The organism is Sphingomonas sp. S2-65, from assembly GCF_021513175.1.
Lineage (GTDB): Bacteria > Pseudomonadota > Alphaproteobacteria > Sphingomonadales > Sphingomonadaceae > Sphingomonas.
The window spans coordinates 1,535,186-1,554,459 of record NZ_CP090953.1; the positions used below are offsets into that span (position 1 = coordinate 1,535,186).

Genomic DNA, 19,274 nt, shown 5'->3' on the forward strand with positions numbered 1-19,274 from the left:
GAGTTACGGCTGAAACCGCACCAGGCTGCCCTGCGCGCTCACGCGGCGCTCGGCTTGGCAGCGCGGGCTGGAAGGCAGCTGGATCCGCTCGGCAGTACGGGCAAGCCCCCGAAGCAGGCCGCTCTCGGCCCGCGAAAGAGGACGCACGGACATGAGGCCCAGCCGCTCGCGCAGCGGCGGCGGCACCAGATCCACCGCGGCGCGGATGCCGAGCCGCTGGAGCGGGCGCAGCGGCCGCGGCATCAGCGGCGCATCGCGCAGCACCGACAGGAACTCGCCCAGGACCGGCGACGGGCCGAGCTTCGGCGTCATCGCCGCGAACAGCGCGTCGGCCTGCGCGTTTGACTCAGGCGGCGTCCCGACCCCGTACAGCGCCGCGCCCGCTCGGGATTCGGCGAAGTAGCGGTCCCGGTCGTCCGGCGACAGCGGACGGGCATAGCGGCCATAGGCTTCCAGGAACGCCCACGTCGCGGTCACCTGAACCCACAGCAACAGCTCGGGATCGTCGGCGGCATAGGCTATCCCCTCCGGCGTGGTGCCGCGAATACGGCCATGCATGCGGTTCACCCGCGCCGCCTTCGCCTCGAACACGCTGCGCGCGCCATAGACGGTGACCATCGCCGCCATGCCGGTACGGCGCAGCCGCCCGGCCGGATCGCGCTTGAAGCTGCTATGATCCCAGACACCGTGCCGCACCCGCGGCTCGCCCAGCTCCAGCAGCACCGCGGCGATGCCACCGATATAGAGCGTCACCGGATTGGCGTAGACATCCCACGATACCGAACCCGCCGGCACGATCGCCTGCTCGCCCGCGGGGCGCGTGAAATCCACGCCTTCGGGCGCGAGAACCTTCGCGGCGAGGCGGTCGAGAAGGCTGCGGATCATCGCAGATGAACGTCCCCGCCCGGCGCTTGGCTCCCCCATCCGCCGGCGCGGCTGGAAACCTGCGCGCTTTGAGCCTATCGAGCGCCCCAACCAGCCGGCATTTTCCGGCGCATCAAAACAGGATCACGGTTCCCATGGGTTTCCGCTGCGGCATTGTCGGCCTGCCCAACGTCGGCAAGTCCACGCTTTTCAACGCGCTCACCGAAACCGCCGCGGCGCAGGCGGCGAATTATCCGTTCTGCACGATCGAGCCCAATGTCGGCAACGTCGCGGTGCCCGATCCCCGGCTCGACAAGCTGGCCGAGATCGCCGGATCGCAGAAGATCATCGCCACCCAGCTGGGCTTCGTCGACATCGCCGGGCTGGTCCGCGGCGCGAGCAAGGGCGAAGGCTTGGGCAACCAGTTCCTCGGCAATATCCGCGAAGTCGACGCGATCGTCCACGTCCTGCGCTGTTTCGAGAATGACGACATCCAGCATGTCGACAACAAGGTCGATCCGATCGCCGACGCCGAAACGGTCGAGACCGAGCTGATGCTGTCCGATCTGGAAAGCCTGGAGAAGCGCGTCCCCAACCTCGCCAAGAAGGCGACGCAGGGCGACAAGGAAGCCAAGGTCGGCGCCAGCGTGCTCGGCCAGGCGCTGGAACTGCTGCGCGAAGGCAAGCCCGCGCGGCTGACAGTGCCCAGGGACGAAGACGAAGCCCGCGTGTTCGCGCAGGCGCAGCTGCTGACCGGCAAGCCTGTCCTCTACGTGTGCAACGTCAACGAGGAAGACGCCGCCAACGGCAACGAGTTGTCGGCCAAGGTGTTCGCCAAGGCCAAGGCCGAGGGCGCCGAGGCCGTCGTCGTCTCCGCCGCGATCGAGGCCGACATCGCGACGATGCCGGTCGAGGAGCGCGCCGACTTCCTCGCCGAGCTGGGCCTGGAGGAGACCGGCCTCGCCCGCGTCATCACCGCGGGCTACAAGCTGCTCCACCTGCTGACCTTCTTCACCGTCGGCCCCAAGGAAGCGCGCGCCTGGACCGTCCACACCGGCGCCACCGCGCCACAGGCCGCCGGCGAGATCCACACCGATTTCGAGAAGGGCTTCATCCGCGCCGAGACGATCGCCTATGCCGACTTCGTCGCGCTCGGCGGCGAGTCCAAGGCACGCGAAGCCGGCAAGCTGCGCGCCGAGGGCAAGGCCTATGTCGTCCAGGACGGCGACGTGATGCACTTCCTGCACAGCTGAGAAAGCCGGCCGCACGCGCCGTTCAACCGGCGGGTGCGGCGGCATTCAACCGAGCGCACGAAATCCTTTAGAACAACGCCGAACGCGCCCGGCTTTGGGGTCACGGCCCTCTTGGACTAGGCCGTGAGCCCGTAAACGGCCGCTTCCGGCATGAGGGTCGAACGTCCGCAGTTGGGTGGAAAGCGGCCTGTCCGCTACAGGCAGCTATTCGGCAGTACCGGCCGTCTGTCTATCGGAAACGCGATGACAGAAGATCGCCCATCTGCGTACTGAACGGTGGATTTGCGGACGGCGTTTACCCATGGGATTGGATCAAATAACACAGAGGTGCGGCCGCGTCGTATTAGCATAGGTGCAGCGAGGCCAATGAGTGACGCGGGGGCGGAATGGAAGGAGCTGTAGAGAAGCCGAATTGGTGGCAACGGCGCAACTGGTGGAAGATCGGCTTCTTCGTGATGCTCGGGCTGTTCGAGTTCGCGAGGGAGTGGGCGGTAATCGCCAGCTACCCCGAGCCTAAGATCGCGACGAGCGCCTACGTGGGCAGCTATGGCGGGTTTACGACGGCTAAGGGTCGCTGGTTAAGACTGGATGGCGGTGGGTCCATGATGCCCTCGGCAGTCGTCATTGAGTGCTGGGAGGAGCAGAGGGAGTGCCTCGAGGTAACCGCGCACGTCAACGATGGGTACTTAAGTGAGCCGGTCGTGGATCGCTTTGACGCCACGTTCGCGGCGGATGCCGTTAGCTATGAGAACGACAATCCGGACTGCGCCAAGTATGCCGTGAGGATCGACCTTAAACTGAAGAAGGTCATTGCGGTTCGCGACCGGAAGGACAATCCCAAAAACGAGATGTGCAGCAAGCTGGAGCCGCGCATCGAAATGACATTAGGCGATGGCTATCAACGGAACGACAAGCCGTTTGAGGGCCATTTTGTGCCCGTTATAGCAGGACTAGTTGGCGTGTTAAAATCGTTTGATTAGACTTTCGATCAGATTGGCAATCGCTAGACCGGCTGGTCTTAATCGTTGGTGGTGTTATCGGTAGCGGCTTCGCTGGCTTGTTCGTCGGCTGGCTTCTCACGGGCGCGTCTCGCCTCGCGCTGCTGGATACCCGCTATGACCGCCTCATAGGTCACGGGTTCAACGGCGTTCTGTATCCGGCGAAGCCGCTCGCCAACGGTGTAGGGCTGCCCACCAACGATCTTGTAGCTGTCGGCTTGATTTTCAGCTTGAAACGCGAAGTAAGCGTTGGGCCTGATGTCAGCGGCCTTGACCATACCGGCGTCGATGTAACGGGCCGCGTAATCAAACGCCGCGCACCGATCTGCTGCCGTCCAGCTGGGTGTTTTCTCCGCATCGTCGTGGCAATTCTGGCTCCAGGCTCTCGCACCAATGATGCCACCGCGATTTAGCACTTTCGCGAACGCGCCGGCTGCGCCCTCGATGACCTTGAAGTCGATGTTCGTGGGTGCCTGATACGTAAACGCCGTGGTGGCGTTGATAAGGGATGATTGTGAAGTAGTATCGCTGGCCATATTGGCCATCATAATATCCAGGCCGGGTTCGCTCGCACTCGTGGCTTGATCTACGGCCACCATGTTGTCGGTCATCGTGTCCATGCCAGTGACCGCCATGGAATCCGACGCGGATGCGTAGGCGGGCGTAGAAGAGGAGGGACGAGTGGCTTCCCTCAGGCCGACCTTAACAACGCCAATTACTAGCGCGACGGCTGCGATCCCACCCAAACGGGCCAGCCAACTAATTTGGTGCGGAGCGGCGACGACCGTCTGCGGCCGCGCGGGCTCTTCGGAAGGAGAGGGCGGCGGACTTGATGGTGGAGGAGGCGGGGGTGGCGGAGGGGCGGAAGAACGCGCACCCTGGGCGCGTGAAGCGTCATAGGCCGCACGGCGTTGGGAATCACCCAGCACCCCAAACGCCTCGTTGATCGCGGCTGCACGCTGGGTCGCATCGGCGTTCTTGTTAGTGTCGGGATGATACTTGAGCATTAACGCCTTGAACGCCGCTCGGATCACGACTTCGTCGGACATGGGACTCACACCAAGCACCGCGTAGTAATCTGAACTTGATGCCATGAAACCTCCACGCCCGACGTTGGGCGACAATCAGCTGATGACGCTGTAGTCCGCTACCGTACACCAGTCCCGGGCATCGCCGGCCAGAGTGGGCCGCATGCGTGCATCGGACCGCTGGCAGCAAAGCGAGCTACAGCCATTCACTTCGGGGCTCCCAATAGCTGCCGGGAGGAAAGTCTCCAATCTACGCCATTCCGGACGCGTGACCAGCCTCATGGAAGCGGGCGGTCCACTCACATGGACGGGCGCCAGATATCGGGCAGCGAAAAGACACGCGTGAACGGCCGAAAGTGGGCGTTAGCCGACCAACAGGTTGCTCAGGTCAGAAGGCCATTCCTCAGCGACTGATCGGGTCTCCGGCCTTGGTTTCAGCCGCGGGTGTTCAAGCGCGAGTGATGCGGGCTGCGTAACAACCTCGTTTAGCGTAGTGCGCATGGAGATAAGCGATGCGAGGATTGCTGAAGAGCCGCTCGATGATTGGTGTAAGCGCAAGGCCATCGGCGAGATCGGCGTCCAGCATCTCACCCTGCGCATCGAATGCTCGAAGCGAAATGGGCCTGCCGAGGATCGCCTCCGGCAGTTCATCAACCAAGTTGAGGCGGCAACCGGAATTCTCGCCGATGAAGATCGCGTGGCACGCGCGGTACGCCGTTTCCGCCGGCTGATGCTCATAGCTTAGCAGCAGGGCGGTTTCGCCAATATCCAGATCGCGAACCTCTACCCTGTCGGGAAATCCCGGCTTCGCGTCCACAACGAACCGTTTGACGCCGATTGCCAGCAAATCCTCATCTGGTTGGCCGATCAGGTGGCGGAACGGGGCCGGATCGATGCCTTCAACACGAAATGCCATGTGCGTCTCCTTTTTTGCGGAGCCGGCTTATCTCGGCTGGCCATTCCGGGCTTCCCCGACCTTGCGGTAAAACTAAGCAGCCCGCATCCCGTTGCGAGCAGATGCCCTGTGGGCGTACGCCGACCGACCCCTTTATGGTCCACGCCCTAGAGCCGCTCGCCGCGCAACCGGCTCGCCTGCCGGATCCACTCGGCGAGGAGGCTGTCGTCGATCGCGTCTTCCTCGCGGATGTCCAGGTAGCGGACATGCTTCTGCTTCGACGCGCCCGGCGGCACGGGCTTCAGCGAAGCCCCCTGGAAGAAGGTGACCTTCACGTACCGGTCGACGCAGTGATAGGCGAGGAACCAGCCCTCGGCTCCGGCAGCGCCATAAAGCGGAGTGTTCCATTTCACCGCCTTGCGTGCCCCGGGGATTTCTCGCGCCACGGCGGCGTCGATGCTGCGGCCGACGCGCTGCTTCCAGCCCGGCATGGTGGCGATATAGGCCTGCACGGGCGCATCGCCCTCGCCCTTGGCGATCTGCGGGTTTCCACCGGTCAGCAGTTGAGGCTCAGCCATGATTCGGCTCCGCGAAGGGCAAGTGCGCGAGCCTATACCCGGCGGAGCGTCCGCTAGCTTGGATCGAACCGACAGATCCTAGTCGGTCTGCGCCGATACCCGCGTCCATTGCTCGACGATTCCGGCGATACGCGTCGAGAAACCTTCCATCGCCGGCACGATCCCGTTGCCGCGCAGGTCGCGGCGCTTCGGGTCGAGCGCGCACAAGGTTCCAAAGAAGCTGCGGTCGGAAAGGATGATCGGAACCGAGATATAGCTCTTGAAACCGTAGAGCGCCGGCGTGGGATGGGTGCGCCACTCGGTCTCTTCATCGGCATCGTTGATGACCACCAGGGTCGAGCTCTTGCGGATGTCGTCGCAGATGGTGGTGGCAACGTCGAGTTCGTCGCCGGCGCTCATCCCGAATTCGATCTGGTCGAGAACCTGGCAGGCGATCCAGCGGTCTTCCGTCACCCGCGCCACCGCCGCGAAGCCCATGCCCGTCAGAAGGCATACCTCGTCGAGGATGCGCTTCACCGTCTCGTCGTCGGCGAGCAGCATCGCTTCGTCATGCACCCTGTCTGTCATACTCCCTCATCGGGCAGGTGGTGCGGGTTGGCAAGCAAAGCCCATCAGCTGTCGAACGCCGTCAGGATCGGGCATGGGCCCTCTTCACCCTTTCCGCATTCGTGCGCGAGCTTGCGCAATGCGTTGCGGGCCTCGGTCAGTTCGGCGATCCTGGCCTCAAGCGCTTCGATCCGCGCGCGCGCCAGTTCGCGGGCGCGGGGACGGTCGTTGCGGGCGTCGAGATCGAGCAGCTCGGCGATCTGGTTGAGGGTGAACCCGGCAGCCTGGGCCGAGCGGATGAAGCGCAGCCGCCGGATGTCAGGGTCGCCATAACGGCGGACGCCGCCATATCCCCCCGCCCGCTCCGGTTCGGCGAGCAGGCCGCGGCGCTGATAATAGCGAACGGTTTCCACCCCTACGCCGCCGGCCTGGGCGAGCTTTCCGATCGTCATCATCGCGTGCTTGACTCCGTACCATGGTACGGGCGGTATATGCGCGCGCATGGCGGGCAATGCAAAAGGCGCGGCTCTTCTACCGCATGGTCATGCCTCCCCACGCCTGTCCCTTCTGGGGGCGGCAGTCGACATGGCTGCTGGACCGGCAGCGTCGTCTCGCTGACGGGGAACCTGTTCATGATGCTTGGGGATTGCGGGTGATCGCACGTCCGATGAGGGAAATTTGATGCGGCGCGGATGGAGAGTGCTGGCGCTGCTGACGCCGCTGGCAGTCGCTCCACTGCCAGCCTGGGCGCAGGATCATGCCGGGCATGCGCAACCGCCCGCCGAGGCGGAGCACGCCGAGCACCAGGATCACGGCGCGATGCCGGAAATGGATCATGGATCGATGAACCATGCCGCGATGAACCATGCCGCCACGGACGACGGCGACATCATGGTGGCCGACGAAGTCGCTCCGTGGGTCACCCCGGGCACCGGCACGTCGCTGCTGCCGGGCGCCGAGGGCGGCATGCGCGGCGTCCATCTCACCCATGGCGGCGACTGGATGGTGATGGCGCATGGCGACGTGATGCTCGCTTATACCGATCAGGGCGGCCCGCGCGGCGACGACGCCGTCTATTCCGGATCGATGGCGATGCTGATGGCGCAGCGCGAATGGGGCAATGGCACGCGGCTGCGTTTCAACGGGATGTGGAGCCTCGACCCGGTCAACGGCGCGCGCGGCTATCCCAATCTGCTCGCCACCGGCGAGACCGCCAATGACCGGCCGCTGGTCGACCGCCAGCACCCCCACGATTTCTGGATGGAGCTGTCCGCGCGCGTGGACGTGCCGCTGGGCGGCGGAGTCACCGGCTTCGTCTATGGCGGGCCGGTGGCGGAGCCGGCAATGGGCCCGTCGGCCTTCGTGCATCGCCGCTCGGCGCGCTACCTGCCGCTCTCGCCGATCAGCCACCACTGGTTCGACAGCACCCATGTCACCTTCGGCGTGGTCACCGCCGGGCTGGCGATGCGCGGGGTCCAGCTGGAAGCCTCCGCCTTCAAGGGGCGCGAGCCCGACGAGGAGCGCTGGGGCTTCGACACCCCCAGGCTCGACAGCTGGAGCGTGCGGGCAAGCTTCACCCCTTCCCCCAATTGGGCGCTTCAGCTGAGCCATGGCCGGCTCGAGCAGCCCGAAGCGTCCCATGCCGGCCAGGATGAGCGCCGCACCACCGCCAGCGCGCATTATGCCAAGGGCGGCTTCTCGGCGATGGCGGCGTTCGCGGCCAAGGACCGTATCGGCGGCCCGGTGCTGACCGCCTGGCTGGGCGAGGCGAACTGGAATCTGGGACGCCACCACAGCGTGTTCGGGCGCGTCGAGAATATCGGCAATGACGAGTTCTTCCCCGACCATGACGATCCGCTGCACGACACCGAATTCCGCGTGACGCGGTTCGAGGGCGGCTATGCCTATCGCATCCCGATCGGCCGGGCCGAGCTGGCGCTGGGCGGATCGCTCGCCGCTTACGCCAAGCCGGCGGCGCTGGACGCGGCCTATGGCGACGCGCCGCTCAGCTACACCCTGTTCGCCCGGTTCGCGGTCGGCCAGTAGGACTTTTTCCCGCAACAATTGAATGGCATCGGCGCGGGCATGCGCTTTCCCCATATGCTTGCCGCCGCGGCGCTCGCCGTGCTTCTCCAGGCCTGTGCCACCGTTCCCGCCCCCACTCCGGACCTAGCCGGAGCACCCGCCGAGGCGCGCGCGCCGGTGACGATCCTGGTGTCGATCGACGGGTTCCGCCCCGATTATCTGCAGCGCGGCGTGACTCCGGTGCTCTCGCGCCTCGCCGCCGAAGGGCTACAGGCGCCGATGCGGCCAAGCTTCCCCTCGAAGACCTTCCCCAACCACTGGACGCTCGTCACCGGCCTGCGCCCCGACCGCAACGGCATCGTCGCCAACAAGATGGAGGACGCCGCCCGCCCGGACGAGGTCTTCACCATGGCGACCGACGATCCGTTCTGGTGGGACGAGGCCGAGCCGCTGTGGGTCGACGCCGAACAGGCCGGCATCCGCACCGCGACGATGTTCTGGCCCGGCTCCAACGTGCCGTTCGGCGGCACGCTCGAAAAGGGCGGCCATGGCCGGGTCGTCGGCGGCACGCGCCCCAGCGACTGGCAGCAGTTCAACCAGGCGGTAACCGGCACGCAGCGCGTCAACGGCGTGCTCGATTGGCTGCGGCGCCCGGCGGCGATCCGGCCCCGGTTCGTGACGCTCTATTTCGACACGGTCGACAGCGCCGGCCACGCTTATGGCCCCGACGACCAACGCACCACCGACGCGGTGGCCGAGGTCGACAAGGCGGTCGGCATGCTGGCCGACGGGCTCGCCACCCTCGGGCAGCCGGCGAACCTGGTGATCGTCGCCGACCATGGCATGGCCCAGACCAGCGACACCCGCACGGTCATGCTCGGCCTCCCCGCCGACAGCTACCATCTCGTCGAAGCCGGCCCCTATGCCGCGCTGACGCCGCTTCCGGGCAAGGAAGCGCTGGTCGAGAAAGCACTGCTAGGCCGCCATCCGCACATGGAATGCTGGCGCAAAAGCGAGATCCCGGCGCGCTTCCATTATGGCCGCAACCCGCGCGTCCCCGCGATCCTCTGCCTGGCCGAGTCCGGCTGGACGATCACCGACAAGGCGCCCAAGGCGCCCTTTACCGGCGGCGCGCATGGCTATGACCATGCCTCGCCCGCCATGGCGGCGCTGTTCATCGCGCACGGCCCCGCCTTCCGCCCTGCGACGCTGCCGGCGTTCGACAATGTCGACGTCTACCCGCTGCTGCGCGACTTGCTGGGGCTCCCCGCCAAAGCCGGCACCGATGGCGATGACGTTCCGTTCCGGGGCTGGGTCAAGCGCTGACCGGCTTGCCAGCGCGCGGTTTCCGTCCGAAACTTCGGGCATGCAGTATCTGGATGACATCGCCGTCGGCGACCGCGCAAGCTTTGGCCGCTATGAAGTCACGCGCGAGGAAGTGCTCGACTTCGCGCGCAAATACGACCCCCAGCCCTTTCACTTGTCCGACGAGGGCGCCGCGGAGACGCATTTCGGCCGGCTGGCGGCGAGCGGATGGCATACCTGTTCGATGACCATGGCGATGCTGGTCGCGCACATGCAGGCGAACCCTCAGGCCAGTCTGGGCGCCGCTGGTATCGACGAACTGCGCTGGCTCAAGCCGGTCCATCCCGGCGACGTGCTACGCTGCGAGACCGAAGTGCTGGAGGTCCGCCCTTCGCAAAGCCGGCCAGAGATGGGCAGCATCCGCAGCCAGATGACGACCTTCAACCAGAAGGATGAGCCGGTGCTGCGCTTCGTCGCGCTCGCGCTGTTACGCCGCCGGGGATGACGGAACGGCCGCGGTGATCTTCACCGCAGCCGACGCGTCCGATTACTGCGGACGCGACGCCCGTCCGCGCCAGCCGCCGCCGCTGGTCCGCGGCGCGGCGTCCGGGCGAGCGCCCTGCCAGTTCTGACTGCGCGGCTGGCCCTGATAGGTCGAGGCGCCCGGGGGCACGTGACGACGATCCTGCCAGGTGCCGGTGCTGGGGCGCGTGGCACCATCGGGCCGCGGCGGGCGGCCGGCACCCTGTCCATTGCCATCCGGGCGGCCGGGGCGGGTTCCATTCCAGCCCGGGCGATCCGGGCGGCCGGGTCCATTGCCGTTCCAGCCCGGGCGATCGGGACGGCTAGGCCCATTGCCGTTCCAACCCGGACGATCAGGCCGGCCAGGCCCATTGCCGTTCCAGCCGGGACGGCCATTGCCGTTGCCATTGCCGTTCCACTCGGGGCGATTGCCCCACTGGCCCCAGTTCGGGTTACGGTCACCGCGCCAGTTGCGCCCGCGATTTTCCCAATAGCGGCGCTGCCCCTGGTTCCAGCGATAGGGGCGGCGATAGCGGTCGTACACGTACACGCCCGAGCCCGGATAATAATAGTCGCCATACCAGCCGAAATAGGAGCTGCCATAGCCGGCCCCATAGCCCAGCCCGTCATAGCCGAAGCCGTCATAGCCATAGGCGCCGTATCCCGGGCCGCCATAATAGCCGCCATCGGCATAGCCCACCGACACGCCGGAATAGCCATAGCCGTCCTCGGCGCAGCCGGCGGTGGAAAGGCCGAGTGCCGCGAGCAACCCTGCGGCCAGAACAGAACGAAGCGCCATGGCGAACCTCTCAGGCCGCGCGAAGACCGGCGCGGCAGCGGTGAATGTCATCGAGGATGTGAACGTGGGGACGAAAACGATGTTCCGCAACGTGACGGCACGCCGCCTGCGCACGCGGCCGCGTCCCGTTTTGTGCCACCCCGTTTCTACCTCCCCCACGTCGCGAGGGGGGTTCAACGGATCAATGCCCCTCGAATGCCACCAGCGAAGTGACCGCCAGCCCGTCGCCGCGCAGCGCCTCGGCGCCTCCCAGTTCGGGCAAGTCGATCACGAACGCCGCCTGCGCCACCTCGGCCCCCGCCTTGCGCAGCAGCCGCACCGCCGCCCGCGCGGTGCCGCCGGTGGCGATCAGGTCGTCGACCAGCAGCACGCGGGCGCCCGGCGTGCAGGCATCGGCATGGATGGCGATGCGGTCCGTGCCATATTCCAGCGCGTAATCCTCGGCGATCGTCGCGCCGGGCAGCTTGCCGTCCTTGCGGATCAGCAGCACGCCGGTGCCCAGTTTCACCGCCAGCGCCGCCCCGAACAGGAAACCGCGCGCTTCGATCCCGGCGACGAGATCGATCGGGCCCTGCACCTGCGCGGCCATGCGGTCGATGGTCAGCTTCAGCCCCTCGGCATCGAGCAGCAGCGTGGTGATGTCGCGGAACTGGATGCCCGGCTTGGGGAAGTCGGGAATGGTGCGGATGCGCGCGCGGATATCGTCGTTCTCGGTCGTCATCGTCGGTTCCCAAAAGAAAAGTCCCGCCGGAGCTGGGCTCGCGGCGGGACTCTATCACATCGGCAAAGGGCTGCGGATCAGTGCTTCACGCCCCGCCACACGGTCAAGTACGCCCCGTACGCCAGGCCGGTGGCGAACAGCAGGAACAGGACCACTGCCACGCCCGCGCGGTGACGGGTCTGCATGGTCGGCTCGGCCGTCCACACCAGGAACGCCGAAACGTCCTTGGCCATCTGGTCCACAGTCGCCCGCGTGCCGTCCGAATAGGTGACCTGGTTCTCGCTGGTCAGCGGCGGCGGCATCGCGATGTTGAGGTTCGCGAAATACGGGTTGAAGTGCGAACCCTCGGGCGTCTTGGCGGTCGGGAACTTCTTGAGAAGCTCCTCACCCTTGGCGTTCTTGTACCCGGTCTGATCGGCATATCCGGTCAGCAGCGAATAGACATAGGCTGCGCCGTCATGCCGCGCCTTGGTGATCAGGCTCAGGTCGGGCGGGCTGCCGGTGCCGGGATAATAGACCTTGGGGAAACGGTCCGACGCCAGATTGTCGCGCTCGCCCCAGGTGCCCGCCTTCGGGTCCTGGACCGGCTGCTTCATCGGCCAGTCCTTGGCGATCTTCTTCACCTCGGGCTCGCTATAGCCCAGGTCCTGCAGGTTGCGGAACGACACCAGGTTCAGCGAGTGGCAGCTCGCGCAGACCTTTTCATACACCAGGAAGCCGCGCTGGAGCTGGGCCAGGTCGAACTTGCCGAGCGGCCCGTTCGAAGGGAGGTCGAGTTCCTTGGCGTGCTTGTGGAACTCCTCCTCCGCGCTTGGCGGCGTGGGTTCCTTGATCAGCGTCGTGACCGTGCCGACCAGCGCCAGCAGCAGCACGAAGATGAAGGCAGCTCCGACGAGGAACTTGATGGAGCGCGTGAACAGCGGAAGCATGTGGTGGTTTCCCCCTTACGCGCGCAGCGCGGTTTCGGTCATCCGCGAGCCGCCGTGATCGCCCAGCACTGCCTCGGTGATCGAGTTGGGCAGCGGCTTGGGACGCTCGAGGCGCGAGATGATCGGAACGACGATCAGGAAGTGCGCGAAGTAATAAGCGGCGCAGAGCTGGCTGGCGATGACGACGCCGGGCGTCGCCGCCGAGCCTCCGCAATAGCCGAGCACCAGTACGTCCAGCACCAGGATCCAGAAGGCGATGCGGTAGCCCGGACGGAAATTCGCCGAACGCACCGGCGACTTGTCGAGCCAAGGCAGGAAGAACAACAGGATGATCGATCCGAACATCGCCACCACGCCCCACAGCTTGGCGGGCAAGATGAAGTCCGCGGTGAAGGCGCGCAGGATCGCGTAGAACGGCCAGAAATACCATTCGGGCACGATATGCGCAGGCGTCGAGAGCGGGTTCGCCGGGATGTAGTTGTCCGGATGCCCCAGATAATCGGGGAAGAAGAAGATCAGCGTCGAGAACAGGATCAGGAACACGCCGACCCCGAAGCCGTCCTTGGCGGTGTAATACGGATGGAACGGAACGGTGTCCTGCTCCCCCTTCACTTCCACGCCGGTCGGGTTGCCCGAGCCCGGAATGTGCAGCGCCCAGATGTGCAGGATCACCGCGCCGGCGATTACGAAGGGCAGCAGATAGTGGAGCGAGAAGAAGCGGTTCAGCGCGGCATCGTCCGGCGCATAGCCGCCGAGCAGCCAGACGCGGACCCACTCGCCGACCACCGGGATCGCCGAGAAGAAGCCGGTGATCACCTGCGCGCCCCAGAAGCTCATCTGCCCCCAGGGGAGCACATAGCCCATGAACGCGGTCGCCATGATCAGCAGGAAGATGACCACGCCGATCAGCCAGATCATCTCGCGCGGCGCCTTGTACGAACCGTAATAAAGGCCGCGGAAGATGTGGATGTACACGACCAGCAGGAACATGCTGGCGCCATTGGCGTGGGCGAAGCGGAGGAACCAGCCGGCGTTCACGTCGCGCATGATGCCGCCGTTGACGCTTTCGAACGCACCCACCGCAGAGGTGTGGAAGTGCATCGCCAGCACGATGCCGGTGACGATCTGGATGACCAGACACAGCCCGGCGAGAACGCCGAAGTTCCAGAAGTAATTGAGGTTGCGCGGAACCGGATAGCCGGCGCCGACCGCGTTATAGACGAAGCGCGGCAGCGGAAGCCGGCTGTCGATCCACTGCGTCAGCGGCGTCTTCGGTTCGTAATGGCGTGCCCAGGGAAAGCTCATCAGCGTCTATCCTCAACCGACCACGACGACAGTGTCGGACGTGAATGCATAGTTCGGAACCTCGAGGTTCTTCGGCGCCGGACCCTGGCGGATGCGGCCTGCGGTGTCATAGGCCGATCCGTGGCACGGGCAGAAATAGCCGCCGAACGGTCCACGATTCTCGCCCTCGCCCGCACCCAGCGGCACGCAGCCGAGATGGGTGCACACGCCCAGCGTGATCAGCCAGTTCGTCTTGCCTTCCTTGGTGCGCTCTTCCAGCGTCTGCGGGTCGCGCAGCGACGAAACCGGCACCTTGTCGGCCTCGGCGATTTCGGCCGGCGTCAGGTTGCGCACGAACAGCGGCTGCTTGCGGAAGCTCGCCTTGATCGCCTGGCCCGGCTCGATCGCGGACACGTCGAGCTCGGTGGTCGACAGCGCCAGCACGTCGGCGGACGGGTTCATCGAATTGATCAGCGGCAGCACCACCACGCCCGCGCCCACGCCGGCCACCGACACCGCGGCGATCTTCAGATAGTCGCGGCGGCGCGGATTCTCGATCGGGTCGCCTGGAGGTACTATCGTCTGGGTGGGTGAAACACCGTCTTCAAGCGTTGCCATGCATCAGCCCTTGCACTTCGAAACGATCCGCGACGGGTGCGCGGCATACCGGACACGGACGCGAAACGTCCAAAACCCCCGGTGCCCCCGGTGGCAGGCGGGGGTGATAGACGGGCGCGTGTAACTTTGCCAACAGGGTTTTTGCCGCCGACTAAAGCGGATGCAGTCATGCTGCACTGCGGCGAGGCTTCGGCCCAACAATCGAAGCACCCGCTTTCGGAGGGGTGACGAGACAAAGTCGGGGCGCTAGTCGACCGCGCATGCGCCTTGCCCTGTTCCAGCCTGAGATCGCCGGCAATGTCGGGACCATCTTGCGTATCGGCGCCTGTTTTGGCGTGCCGATTGACTTGATCGAGCCGATGGGATTCCCTTGGAGCGACCGCAGCCGCAAGCGCGCGGCGATGGATTATGACGATAGGGCCGAGGTCCGCCGCCACGCCGATTGGGACGCGTTCGCCGACGCGCTCACCGGGCGGCTGGTGCTGTTCACCACCCGCGGCGGCACCGCGCTGCCCGACGCCCGCTTCGAAAGCGAAGACACCCTGCTCTTCGGATCGGAAAGCGCGGGCGCGCCCGACTTCGTCCACCGCCATGCGCAGCTGGCGGTCCGAATTCCGCTGGTCGCCGAGGCGCGTTCGTTGAACGTGGCGGTGGCCGCGGGAATCGGGCTTGCCGAGGCGCTGCGCCAGACACAAGGATTTGCCTCATGATCGATCTCGACTCCCAGCAACAGCGCGCGCGCACCTGGTTCGAGAGCCTGCGCACATCGATCTGCGCCGCGTTCGAGGCGATCGAGGCCGAAGCGGGCTCCGACGCGCGCTTCGACTACACCCCCTGGGACCGGCTTGACGCCCAGGGGACGCCCGGCGGCGGCGGGGTCCGCGGGGTGATGAAGGGCCGCGTCTTCGAGAAAGTGGGCGTCAACGTCTCCACCGTCGGCGGCGCGTTCGAGGGCGAGTTCGCCAAGAGCATTCACGGCGCGGGCGAGGATCCCAGCTTCTTCGCCACCGGCATCAGCCTGGTCGCGCACATGGCCAACCCGCATGTGCCCGCCGTGCACATGAACACCCGCTTCCTGACAACCACCAAGCGCTGGTTCGGCGGCGGCGCCGATCTCAACCCGCCGATACCCTATGCCGAGGATACCGAAGCCTTCCACGCCCGGCTGCAGGCGGCGTGCGACGCGCATGACCCGGCTTATTATCCACGCTTCAGGCAATGGGCGGACGACTATTTCTACATCCCCCACCGCAAGACCCATCGCGGCGTCGGCGGCATCTTCTACGATCACCTCGAAAACGACTGGGAAGCCGATTTCGCCTTTACCCAGGATGTCGGCCGCGCCTTCCTCGACATCTTCCCCGCGCTGGTGCGCCGGCGGATGAACACTCCCTTCACCGACGCCGACAAGGCCCGCCAGCTGGAATGGCGCGGGCGCTACGCCGAGTTCAACCTCATCTACGACCGCGGCACGCTGTTCGGGCTCAAGACCGGCGGCAATATCGACGCGATACTGATGAGCCTGCCGCCCGTCGCGACATGGGGCTGATCCCGGTCGCCGACGACCAGATCGCCACGGTGGTCACGTCGTTGGAGATGCGCGACAAGCCGCGGCCCCGCCCGCTCCCGCCCTCGCCACTCCGGCTGGTGCGGTGGCAGGCCCCGGCCACCGACAAATACCGCGCGTTGTTCCGCCGCGTCGGCGCGCCCTGGCTGTGGTTCTCGCGGCTCGTCCTCCCCGACGAAGCGCTGCGCCGCATCCTCGACGACCCGCGAGTCGAGGTCTATGCCGCGGTCGACCGCGCCGGCATCGAAGTCGGCATGCTCGAGCTCGACTTCCGCGGCGACGCGCTGTGCGAGCTGTCCTACCTCGCGCTGGTGCCCGAACTGACCGGCAAGGGCCATGGCGGCTGGCTGATGGCGCAGGCGCTGCAGTTCGCGTGGCGCAAGGGCGTCGAGCGGGTGCGCGTCCATACCTGCACGCTCGACCATCCCCGCGCGCTCGGCTTCTACCGCCATCACGGCTTCGTGGCCGTGCGCCGCACGGTGGAGACCTTTGCCGATCCGCGCCTGGCGGGCGTGCTATCCGCCGACGCGGCGCCTCATGTCCCGATCCTGGGCGCGGTCGCCGCGCGGTAGATCGCGGCCTGGAGCAGCACCATCGCCAGCGAGCCCGCAGCCGAGGCGGCGGCGGTGAGGATCTCCAGCGGCGCCTGCAGCGCCAGCGAGCCGCTGGCCCGCACGACTGCCTCGGCGAGGATGCTGAACACCAGCGCCGCGAAATAGCTGCCGGCGAACACCAGCACCGCCAGCGCCGCCACCATCCAGCCGCGCCGCGCGGTCAGCCGCACGCTTTCCACCACCGCGGCGAAGGGCCCGCGCTCGGGCCGCATCACCACCGCCGCGCCGGCCAGGAAGCCGCGCCCGCCGATGTACAGCGCCACCACGAACAACAGCATCGACCCCAGCGCCATCGCGAACAGCACGCTGGCCCAGGCGATCAGCATCAGCGGCAGCAGCTTCACGCTGCGCACCATCGCCGCGCCGATCGTCGGCCGGCTTCGGTCGAGCAGCAGCACCAGGATCAGCCCGCTGCCAAAGGTCAGCACCACCAGCTGCAGCGCGATCCACCCGCCCGACTGGGCCAGCCAGCCGCTGACGATGCGGGGCAGATCCTCGCGGGTCACCCCCTCCAGGTCCGGCACCGGAAGGAACAGCCGCACGGCCAGCGTGGGCAGGAAGAAGAAGACCGAGGCGACGCGGATCAGCAAGTCGCGCTCGTGCCGCCACAGGGCGCGCGCATCGCCGATCACCCCGCCAAACCCCCAGCTCATGCCGACACCGCCGGATCGCCGCGCCGCGCGTCATGGGCGGCGAGCGCAAGGTACAGCTTGGCGGTGAACGCCGCGAGCACCACCTGGAACGCCGCCTGCACCGCCGCCACCACGGTCGCGGTCAGCACGCCGGCCAGCGTCACGCCATCGCCGGCGCCGCCCGCGACCAGCTCGAACACGCTGCCGAACACCGTCTGCGCGGCGAGCTGCGCCACCCAGCTGACCACCACATACAACACCAGCACGCCGAGGATGCGCCAGCCATGGCCGCGCGACAGCCGCCAGGCGCGCGCGATCGATCCAAGCGCGCCGCGCTCGCGCACGATCGCCGGCGTCACCACCGCCAGCCGCGCCCCGAACCACAACGTCACGCCGATCAGCACCACGAGGTAGATCGCCGAGAAGATCGCCTCGGGCCGGTTCAGCGCGAAATCCTCGCCACGCGGCATCGCCCACAGATCGTGCCCGGTCGCGGCGAGCACCGCCGGGATCGGCGCGGCCAGCAGCAGGACCCCCGCCAGCAGCACCACTATCACCAGCACCGCGGCGGGCAGCCGGCTCAGCGCCACGCGGCCCGCGCTGCGGTCGGACACCAGGTCCAGCCCCATCGCGGTAATCGCCAGCGTGCCCCAGAGCGACAGCACCGCGAACGCCAGCTCGACGAGCGCCAGCACCATCGGCAGCGTCGGCCCGCCGCCCGCGCGCAGCGCGGCGAAGTTCCCGCCGATCGAGGCCGGCACGAAGAAGGCGAACAGCGCCACCGGCAGGATGGCCGAGACATTGTCGCCAAGAAACTCGGCCGTCCGATCCCAGACGGTCCCCATCTTGACCATGCGTTCCAATCCTTTGTCGCGCGTGCGGCGTGTTAGCCGCCCCCCGGGGCCTTGCCAATGCTTGCGAAACCGCGCGAGGGCGCGCAATCGGCGGGTTATGGCATCCCCGATTGAATGGCGCGTCGAACCGGGCCGCATCGACTATGGCGAGGCGTTGGCGCAGATGGAAGCGCGCGCCGCCGCGGTCACCCGCCGCGACGCCGCCGAGCTGGTCTGGCTGCTCGAACATCCCCCGGTCTACACCGCGGGCACCAGCGCCGATCCGGCCGAGCTGCTCGACGCACGCTTTCCCGTGCACCGCACCGGACGCGGCGGCCGCTATACCTATCACGGCCCCGGGCAGCGCATCGGCTATGTCGTGCTCGACTTGCGCGAGCGGCGGCGCGACGTGCGCAACTATGTCCACGCGCTCGAAGGCTGGGTGATCGACGCCCTGGGCGTGCTCGACATCGAGGCGTTCCGCGCGCCCGGAAGGATCGGCATCTGGACGCGGGACGGCGGGACCGAGGCCAAGATCGGCGCGATCGGGGTCCGCATCCGTCAATGGGTCACCCTGCACGGGTTCGCCGTGAACCTGTCGCCGACCCTCAGCGACTTCACCGGCATCGTGCCCTGCGGGATCGCCGAATTCCCCGTCACCAGCGCCGCGGCATTGGGCAAGAACATCTCGCCGGACGCCTTCGATCAAGCACTGGCGGCCACATTTGCGCCCTTTTTGAAGGCTCTTAGTTCTTGAGAAACGAAAACGGCGCTTGAGGGGCGCCCCCGAACCGTCTAACGTGCAGTTCGGTTTGGGTATTAGCGGCGCGTCTGTCGTCCAAATCCATTATCTAGGGAGCTTTTACATGCGTGCAGTCATTTCCAAGATCGTTGCGGGTTCGATGATCGCCGGTGCGGCGCTGCTGGCTTCGGCTTGCACCAGCAACGACTCGACCACCAACGTGACCAACACCACCGAAATCGTTCCGACCGAGAACGTCGGCGCCACCGACACGATGGTCACCAACATCGACACGGCCGCTCCGATGGACAACGGCACGATGACCGACACCAACATGTCGGGCGACATGACCGGCAACACCACCGGCACGACCGACACCATGGGCACCACCGGCAACGCGATGTAATCATCGCGCGCAAGCGTGTTCTTATGACAAGGGCCGTCCGGGCGACCGGGCGGCCCTTTTCGCATGCCCGCCGGGCTGGGAATCCGTAATCATCCGGATGCCGCAAAAAAGGCTT

Annotated in this window: 23 protein-coding genes; 10 read left to right on the forward strand and 13 right to left on the reverse strand. The window is 66.5% G+C overall.

Annotated features, from left to right (window positions below; all coding sequences use genetic code 11):
* Window positions 1–3: 3 nt before the first annotated feature.
* Window positions 4–885: an oxygenase MpaB family protein gene (locus tag LZ586_RS07170; protein ID WP_235079096.1), complete on the reverse strand. Its 882-nt coding sequence runs from the start codon at window positions 883–885 to the stop codon at window positions 4–6.
* A 134-nt stretch (window positions 886–1,019) separates the two neighbouring features.
* Between LZ586_RS07170 and ychF the strand changes: the two genes are divergently transcribed.
* Both ychF and LZ586_RS07180 read left to right on the forward strand, forming a co-directional pair.
* The gene (gene ychF / locus LZ586_RS07175) at window positions 1,020–2,117 is read left to right on the forward strand and encodes a redox-regulated ATPase YchF (protein WP_235079098.1); all 1,098 of its coding nucleotides are present in this window, start codon (window positions 1,020–1,022) and stop codon (window positions 2,115–2,117) included.
* 386 nt (window positions 2,118–2,503) lie between these two features.
* Window positions 2,504–3,097 (forward strand): hypothetical protein, encoded by a 594-nt coding sequence (locus LZ586_RS07180; RefSeq protein ID WP_235079099.1) that lies wholly within the window; start codon window positions 2,504–2,506, stop codon window positions 3,095–3,097.
* Between the two features lie 38 nt (window positions 3,098–3,135).
* On the opposite strand, the gene LZ586_RS07185 is transcribed toward LZ586_RS07180, so the two are convergent.
* From LZ586_RS07185 to LZ586_RS07205, 5 genes are all read right to left on the reverse strand, one after another.
* Entirely contained in the window at window positions 3,136–4,209 is a 1,074-nt protein-coding gene (locus LZ586_RS07185) for a J domain-containing protein (RefSeq protein WP_261346042.1), read from the reverse strand.
* A gap of 382 nt (window positions 4,210–4,591) precedes the next feature.
* Window positions 4,592–5,059, reverse strand: a complete 468-nt coding sequence (locus tag LZ586_RS07190; protein WP_235079103.1) for a DUF1203 domain-containing protein — start codon at window positions 5,057–5,059, stop codon at window positions 4,592–4,594.
* A gap of 146 nt (window positions 5,060–5,205) precedes the next feature.
* Complete coding sequence (locus LZ586_RS07195) at window positions 5,206–5,616, reverse strand: DUF1801 domain-containing protein (protein ID WP_235079105.1); 411 nt, start codon at window positions 5,614–5,616, stop codon at window positions 5,206–5,208.
* A gap of 78 nt (window positions 5,617–5,694) precedes the next feature.
* Window positions 5,695–6,183 carry a GAF domain-containing protein gene (locus tag LZ586_RS07200; RefSeq protein ID WP_235079106.1) on the reverse strand — a complete coding sequence of 163 codons (489 nt, stop codon included), beginning with the start codon at window positions 6,181–6,183 and terminating at the stop codon, window positions 5,695–5,697.
* Between the two features lie 44 nt (window positions 6,184–6,227).
* Window positions 6,228–6,614 carry a MerR family transcriptional regulator gene (locus LZ586_RS07205; RefSeq protein WP_235079751.1) on the reverse strand — a complete coding sequence of 129 codons (387 nt, stop codon included), beginning with the start codon at window positions 6,612–6,614 and terminating at the stop codon, window positions 6,228–6,230.
* 229 nt (window positions 6,615–6,843) lie between these two features.
* Here LZ586_RS07205 and LZ586_RS07210 point away from each other — a divergent pair, with 229 nt between their 5' ends.
* Genes LZ586_RS07210 through LZ586_RS07220 form a run of 3 tightly spaced genes read left to right on the forward strand, consistent with a single transcriptional unit; the run spans window position 6,844 to window position 9,997 of the window.
* A complete protein-coding gene (locus LZ586_RS07210; protein ID WP_235079108.1) occupies window positions 6,844–8,208 on the forward strand; it encodes a hypothetical protein in 1,365 nt (454 codons plus the stop codon).
* A gap of 39 nt (window positions 8,209–8,247) precedes the next feature.
* Entirely contained in the window at window positions 8,248–9,513 is a 1,266-nt protein-coding gene (locus tag LZ586_RS07215; protein WP_235079109.1) for an ectonucleotide pyrophosphatase/phosphodiesterase, read from the forward strand.
* A 40-nt stretch (window positions 9,514–9,553) separates the two neighbouring features.
* Complete coding sequence (locus tag LZ586_RS07220) at window positions 9,554–9,997, forward strand: MaoC family dehydratase (RefSeq protein WP_235079110.1); 444 nt, start codon at window positions 9,554–9,556, stop codon at window positions 9,995–9,997.
* Between the two features lie 42 nt (window positions 9,998–10,039).
* On the opposite strand, the gene LZ586_RS07225 is transcribed toward LZ586_RS07220, so the two are convergent.
* The 5 genes from LZ586_RS07225 to petA all read right to left on the reverse strand — a co-directional run bounded on the left by LZ586_RS07225 (window position 10,040) and on the right by petA (window position 14,365).
* On the reverse strand, window positions 10,040–10,813 hold the full coding sequence (locus LZ586_RS07225; protein ID WP_235079111.1) for a hypothetical protein: 774 nt from the start codon (window positions 10,811–10,813) through the stop codon (window positions 10,040–10,042).
* 181 nt (window positions 10,814–10,994) lie between these two features.
* The gene (locus tag LZ586_RS07230; RefSeq protein WP_235079112.1) at window positions 10,995–11,534 is read right to left on the reverse strand and encodes an adenine phosphoribosyltransferase; all 540 of its coding nucleotides are present in this window, start codon (window positions 11,532–11,534) and stop codon (window positions 10,995–10,997) included.
* A gap of 77 nt (window positions 11,535–11,611) precedes the next feature.
* The gene (locus tag LZ586_RS07235; protein ID WP_235079113.1) at window positions 11,612–12,463 is read right to left on the reverse strand and encodes a cytochrome c1; all 852 of its coding nucleotides are present in this window, start codon (window positions 12,461–12,463) and stop codon (window positions 11,612–11,614) included.
* Window positions 12,464–12,478: 15 nt separating this feature from the next.
* The gene (locus tag LZ586_RS07240; RefSeq protein ID WP_235079115.1) at window positions 12,479–13,768 is read right to left on the reverse strand and encodes a cytochrome b; all 1,290 of its coding nucleotides are present in this window, start codon (window positions 13,766–13,768) and stop codon (window positions 12,479–12,481) included.
* 12 nt (window positions 13,769–13,780) lie between these two features.
* Window positions 13,781–14,365, reverse strand: coding sequence for a ubiquinol-cytochrome c reductase iron-sulfur subunit (petA, locus tag LZ586_RS07245; protein WP_235079117.1), 585 nt, complete (start codon window positions 14,363–14,365; stop codon window positions 13,781–13,783).
* Window positions 14,366–14,625: 260 nt separating this feature from the next.
* Between petA and LZ586_RS07250 the strand changes: the two genes are divergently transcribed.
* From LZ586_RS07250 to LZ586_RS07260, 3 genes are read left to right on the forward strand one after another with little or no spacing between them, the layout of a single operon-like run.
* The gene (locus tag LZ586_RS07250; protein WP_235079119.1) at window positions 14,626–15,075 is read left to right on the forward strand and encodes a tRNA (cytidine(34)-2'-O)-methyltransferase; all 450 of its coding nucleotides are present in this window, start codon (window positions 14,626–14,628) and stop codon (window positions 15,073–15,075) included.
* Window positions 15,072–15,914: an oxygen-dependent coproporphyrinogen oxidase gene (gene hemF, locus LZ586_RS07255; protein WP_235079121.1), complete on the forward strand. Its 843-nt coding sequence runs from the start codon at window positions 15,072–15,074 to the stop codon at window positions 15,912–15,914. Before LZ586_RS07250 ends, hemF begins: the two co-directional genes overlap by 4 nt.
* The gene (locus LZ586_RS07260) at window positions 15,905–16,504 is read left to right on the forward strand and encodes a GNAT family N-acetyltransferase (RefSeq protein ID WP_235079123.1); all 600 of its coding nucleotides are present in this window, start codon (window positions 15,905–15,907) and stop codon (window positions 16,502–16,504) included. The genes hemF and LZ586_RS07260 overlap by 10 nt, the downstream gene beginning before the upstream one ends.
* On the opposite strand, the gene LZ586_RS07265 is transcribed toward LZ586_RS07260, so the two are convergent.
* Window positions 16,468–17,199, reverse strand: coding sequence for a hypothetical protein (locus tag LZ586_RS07265; protein WP_235079124.1), 732 nt, complete (start codon window positions 17,197–17,199; stop codon window positions 16,468–16,470). The genes LZ586_RS07260 and LZ586_RS07265 overlap by 37 nt on opposite strands.
* On the reverse strand, window positions 17,196–18,032 hold the full coding sequence (locus tag LZ586_RS07270) for a hypothetical protein (protein ID WP_235079126.1): 837 nt from the start codon (window positions 18,030–18,032) through the stop codon (window positions 17,196–17,198). The genes LZ586_RS07265 and LZ586_RS07270 overlap by 4 nt, the downstream gene beginning before the upstream one ends.
* Here LZ586_RS07270 and lipB point away from each other — a divergent pair.
* The gene (gene lipB, locus LZ586_RS07275; protein ID WP_261346050.1) at window positions 18,031–18,768 is read left to right on the forward strand and encodes a lipoyl(octanoyl) transferase LipB; all 738 of its coding nucleotides are present in this window, start codon (window positions 18,031–18,033) and stop codon (window positions 18,766–18,768) included. The two genes, LZ586_RS07270 and lipB, sit on opposite strands and share 2 nt — an antisense overlap.
* Before the next feature lie 109 nt (window positions 18,769–18,877).
* Window positions 18,878–19,159 (forward strand): hypothetical protein, encoded by a 282-nt coding sequence (locus tag LZ586_RS07280; protein WP_235079129.1) that lies wholly within the window; start codon window positions 18,878–18,880, stop codon window positions 19,157–19,159.
* Window positions 19,160–19,274: the final 115 nt, after the last annotated feature.

Excerpts from the sequence above, each read along its gene's own strand:
- LZ586_RS07170 (WP_235079096.1), bottom strand. The coding sequence starts at position 885 with ATGATCCGCAGCCTTCTCGACCGCCTCGCCGCGAAGGTTCTCGCGCCC.
- ychF (WP_235079098.1), top strand. The coding sequence starts at position 1,020 with ATGGGTTTCCGCTGCGGCATTGTCGGCCTGCCCAACGTCGGCAAGTCC.
- LZ586_RS07180 (WP_235079099.1), top strand. The coding sequence starts at position 2,504 with ATGGAAGGAGCTGTAGAGAAGCCGAATTGGTGGCAACGGCGCAACTGG.
- LZ586_RS07185 (WP_261346042.1), bottom strand. The coding sequence starts at position 4,209 with ATGGCATCAAGTTCAGATTACTACGCGGTGCTTGGTGTGAGTCCCATG.
- LZ586_RS07190 (WP_235079103.1), bottom strand. The coding sequence starts at position 5,059 with ATGGCATTTCGTGTTGAAGGCATCGATCCGGCCCCGTTCCGCCACCTG.
- LZ586_RS07195 (WP_235079105.1), bottom strand. The coding sequence starts at position 5,616 with ATGGCTGAGCCTCAACTGCTGACCGGTGGAAACCCGCAGATCGCCAAG.
- LZ586_RS07200 (WP_235079106.1), bottom strand. The coding sequence starts at position 6,183 with ATGACAGACAGGGTGCATGACGAAGCGATGCTGCTCGCCGACGACGAG.
- LZ586_RS07205 (WP_235079751.1), bottom strand. The coding sequence starts at position 6,614 with ATGACGATCGGAAAGCTCGCCCAGGCCGGCGGCGTAGGGGTGGAAACC.
- LZ586_RS07210 (WP_235079108.1), top strand. The coding sequence starts at position 6,844 with ATGCGGCGCGGATGGAGAGTGCTGGCGCTGCTGACGCCGCTGGCAGTC.
- LZ586_RS07215 (WP_235079109.1), top strand. The coding sequence starts at position 8,248 with ATGCGCTTTCCCCATATGCTTGCCGCCGCGGCGCTCGCCGTGCTTCTC.
- LZ586_RS07220 (WP_235079110.1), top strand. The coding sequence starts at position 9,554 with ATGCAGTATCTGGATGACATCGCCGTCGGCGACCGCGCAAGCTTTGGC.
- LZ586_RS07225 (WP_235079111.1), bottom strand. The coding sequence starts at position 10,813 with ATGGCGCTTCGTTCTGTTCTGGCCGCAGGGTTGCTCGCGGCACTCGGC.
- LZ586_RS07230 (WP_235079112.1), bottom strand. The coding sequence starts at position 11,534 with ATGACGACCGAGAACGACGATATCCGCGCGCGCATCCGCACCATTCCC.
- LZ586_RS07235 (WP_235079113.1), bottom strand. The coding sequence starts at position 12,463 with ATGCTTCCGCTGTTCACGCGCTCCATCAAGTTCCTCGTCGGAGCTGCC.
- LZ586_RS07240 (WP_235079115.1), bottom strand. The coding sequence starts at position 13,768 with ATGAGCTTTCCCTGGGCACGCCATTACGAACCGAAGACGCCGCTGACG.
- petA (WP_235079117.1), bottom strand. The coding sequence starts at position 14,365 with ATGGCAACGCTTGAAGACGGTGTTTCACCCACCCAGACGATAGTACCT.
- LZ586_RS07250 (WP_235079119.1), top strand. The coding sequence starts at position 14,626 with ATGCGCCTTGCCCTGTTCCAGCCTGAGATCGCCGGCAATGTCGGGACC.
- hemF (WP_235079121.1), top strand. The coding sequence starts at position 15,072 with ATGATCGATCTCGACTCCCAGCAACAGCGCGCGCGCACCTGGTTCGAG.
- LZ586_RS07260 (WP_235079123.1), top strand. The coding sequence starts at position 15,905 with ATGGGGCTGATCCCGGTCGCCGACGACCAGATCGCCACGGTGGTCACG.
- LZ586_RS07265 (WP_235079124.1), bottom strand. The coding sequence starts at position 17,199 with ATGAGCTGGGGGTTTGGCGGGGTGATCGGCGATGCGCGCGCCCTGTGG.
- lipB (WP_261346050.1), top strand. The coding sequence starts at position 18,031 with ATGCGTTCCAATCCTTTGTCGCGCGTGCGGCGTGTTAGCCGCCCCCCG.
- LZ586_RS07270 (WP_235079126.1), bottom strand. The coding sequence starts at position 18,032 with ATGGTCAAGATGGGGACCGTCTGGGATCGGACGGCCGAGTTTCTTGGC.
- LZ586_RS07280 (WP_235079129.1), top strand. The coding sequence starts at position 18,878 with ATGCGTGCAGTCATTTCCAAGATCGTTGCGGGTTCGATGATCGCCGGT.